Here is a 3,268-nt window from a genome sequence, read left to right as displayed (position 1 = left end):
CCATTTAAGCAATAAGTACACAAAAATAACAGTACTTATCATACCTGTTGGAAAAACCAAAACCTTGTTCTGTTTTGAAAACCATACAGGAAGGAAGCCAAAAAATACTGCTACAATTTCAAGAACAATATCTATAGTTTCATATTCGGAATATTGTCCAAAGAAAAACTCAAAAATGGGGTTCATAGTCGTGTCTGTCAGATTTTACAATTTTCATATACAATAAGCCGAATTCAATTAATTCGAAGGCTTCTTTTATTTCAGTAGTAAGTAGATGCATAACTTCATCATAATCACCATAAACTTGAGTACTTAGCGGGTTTTCAAGCACATTTAAGTCAGATGCTCTTAGTTTTTTGATGAAATTAATAATTGCAGGTTCGTAATCGTCATGCAATGGTGTTAAAGTTAATTCTACAGATATTTTCATTTATATGAGATAATAGAAAATAGAATAAAGAAAAGAGAGCGCCCCTTTATCTTTATTCTATCATCTTGATTCTTTATTCTCTCTTAATTCGTCAAAAAACGATTCATCTTCTTCAAAAGCGGTTCCGATAACTACTAACTCTGCACCAGCATTAAAGGCATGGTCTAATTGAACTATACTTCTAATTCCACCTCCTACTATTAAAGGAATATCCAATTCTTGTTTAACCCTACTAATAATAGTTTTAGTAAGTGGTTCTCCGGCTCCACTTCCAGCTTCCAAATATATAAGCTTCATTCCCAACAACTGACCAGCTTTTGCTGTATCAACAATATGTTGAATATTTCCTCTAGGCATTGGCTTGGTATTCGTAACCTTTTCCACTGCCGTTTCCTTTCCGCTTTCAATTAAAATATAGCCTGTTGAAATTACCTCAAGTTGCATTTTAGATAATTTAGAAACCGCTTCCACATGTTTACCAATTAAATATTTAGAGTTTCTTCCTGAAAGTAATGATAAAAAAAGTAATGCATTTGCCTTATTAGTAATTTGAGAAACATCTCCAGGAAATAAAACAATTGGTAAATTAGTATGCTTTTTTATTTCTGAAACTAAAATATCCGTAGCATCATTATTTACAATACTTCCACCAACAAAAATGTGTGTTGCAATAGATTCATTTACTTTGATAATAAAACTACTCGTGCTTTCAATTGAGAATTTATCAGGATCAATTAATACTGCCAATAATTTTTCACCCTTACTAATTGAATCTTGTATGTTTTTATAAATCGAATCCATTTAAGCTATAGCATAAGCACAAGTAAATCCTTCAAACTCTAAAAAATTAATATTGTAACGGTATTTTTTTTCCTCGTAATCAATCCAAGCTATGGTTTCCTTATCAATTATTGAAAAGGGAATGACCAAGCAATGCTGTTTAAAGCTTAATCCAGGCGTGCAAAAAAGTTTATAAAGCGATTCTTTAACGCACCAAATAGCGGTTAACTTCTTTATATAATCAGTTGATTCTTCACTCAAATAATCGAATTCATAGTCTATAAACTTATGAGCGATTATACTGATTTTTTCACGCTGTTTTTCAACATCAATTCCAACTATGAGATCACTAATAATAACTGCCGAAAAATTGAATGAATGCGTTATAGATATATGTTTACCATCTTTTAAATGAGGTTTTCCGTTTTCATCATAAAATAAATCAGAATCGGCATAACCAAACTCAGCCAATAAATGCCGTACACTTAAAAATCCGCGCTGATGTAATTCACTTTTCATACCTAAAACACGCTCTAGAGCTACTGGTTTCAAATCAACCTTTTCCATTAAATATTTATAAGACTCCGTAATCTTCCAGATTTTAACAATGGTTTGTGAATTTGGAGTAATGGTTTTATATAAAGGCATTTAATATTTTAAAAGTTAATAGTTATCTTTGCAATCTCTAAGTGAAAAAGTGTTTTCCTAGAAGCGAATTTAAGTATTTTTAAGTTCCAAACACAATGGAGCTTAGCATTAAAAAAACAAAAGAAAAATTACTATGAGCACAAAAACAATTCCTTACGTAGCTAGTAAAGTAAAAGATATCTCTCTAGCTGATTGGGGACGAAAAGAAATTGAATTAGCTGAAGCTGAAATGCCAGGACTAATGAGTCTTCGTGAAGAATACAAAAATGAACAACCTCTAAAAGGATCAAGAATTGCTGGGTGTTTACACATGACCATTCAAACGGCAGTTTTAATTGAAACTTTACAAGCTTTAGGTGCAGAAGTTACTTGGAGTTCTTGTAACATCTTCTCAACACAAGACCAAGCTGCTGCTGCCATTGCTGCCGCAGGAACTTCGGTTTATGCTTGGAAAGACATGACTGAGGAAGAGTTCGATTGGTGTATTGAGCAAACCTTGTTTTTTGGTGAAGACAGAAAACCCCTTAACCTGATTCTTGATGACGGTGGTGATTTAACTAATATGGTATTAGACAAATACCCAGAATTAGCTGAAGGAATTAAAGGTTTATCTGAAGAAACTACAACAGGTGTTCATAGGTTATACGAGCGTGTAAAAAACGGAACGTTACCAATGCCTGCAATCAACGTAAATGATTCTGTTACAAAATCTAAATTCGATAACAAATACGGTTGTAAAGAAAGTGCTGTTGATGCGATTCGTCGTGCTACAGACATTATGTTAGCTGGAAAACGTGTAACCGTTTGTGGTTATGGTGATGTTGGTAAAGGTACAGCAGCCTCTTTTAAAGGTGCAGGAAGTATTGTTACCGTTACAGAAATCGATCCTATTTGTGCGCTCCAAGCGGCTATGGATGGTTTTGAAGTTAAAAAACTAGAAACTGTTATTGGTAATACAGATATTGTAATTACGACGACAGGAAATAAAGATATTGTTCAAGGTCATCACTTCGAAGCTTTAAAAGACAAAGCTATTGTATGTAACATTGGGCATTTTGATAATGAAATTGATATGGCTTGGTTAAATAAAAACTACGGACATACCAAAAACACGATTAAACCTCAAGTTGATAAATATACTATTGACGGAAAAGATATTATTCTTCTTGCCGAAGGACGTTTAGTTAACTTAGGTTGTGCTACAGGCCACCCAAGTTTTGTAATGAGTAACTCATTTACAAATCAAACTTTAGCTCAAATCGAACTTTGGAATAATGCAGATGCTTACGGAAACGACGTATATATGTTACCTAAAACTTTAGACGAAAAAGTAGCTAAATTACACTTAGAAAAAATTGGTGTAGAGTTAACAGAGCTTCGTAATGATCAAGCAAGTTATATTGGTGTAAC

General features: G+C 33.1%; 5 protein-coding genes. 1 reads left to right on the top strand and 4 read right to left on the bottom strand.

Annotated elements, in window-relative coordinates:
• The 4 genes from QZ260_RS10620 to QZ260_RS10605 form a co-directional block, all read right to left on the bottom strand.
• On the bottom strand, nt 1-186 hold a 186-nt coding region (locus tag QZ260_RS10620), incomplete at its 3' end, for a nicotinamide mononucleotide transporter (protein ID WP_295985961.1).
• Entirely contained in the window at nt 170-430 is a 261-nt protein-coding gene (locus QZ260_RS10615) for a hypothetical protein (protein WP_295985960.1), read from the bottom strand. The genes QZ260_RS10615 and QZ260_RS10620, both read right to left, overlap by 17 nt.
• A gap of 60 nt (nt 431-490) precedes the next feature.
• On the bottom strand, nt 491-1,231 hold the full coding sequence (locus QZ260_RS10610) for a geranylgeranylglyceryl/heptaprenylglyceryl phosphate synthase (RefSeq protein ID WP_295985958.1): 741 nt from the start codon (nt 1,229-1,231) through the stop codon (nt 491-493).
• On the bottom strand, nt 1,232-1,858 hold the full coding sequence (locus tag QZ260_RS10605; protein ID WP_295985956.1) for a 4'-phosphopantetheinyl transferase superfamily protein: 627 nt from the start codon (nt 1,856-1,858) through the stop codon (nt 1,232-1,234).
• 133 nt (nt 1,859-1,991) lie between these two features.
• Here QZ260_RS10605 and ahcY point away from each other — a divergent pair.
• Nucleotides 1,992-3,268, top strand: a 1,277-nt coding sequence (gene ahcY / locus QZ260_RS10600) for an adenosylhomocysteinase (protein WP_295985953.1), incomplete at its 3' end; no start/stop codon positions are given.

The organism is uncultured Algibacter sp. (assembly GCF_905480415.1).
Lineage (GTDB): Bacteria > Bacteroidota > Bacteroidia > Flavobacteriales > Flavobacteriaceae > Algibacter_B.
This window is presented reverse-complemented; position numbering and strand designations above follow the sequence as displayed.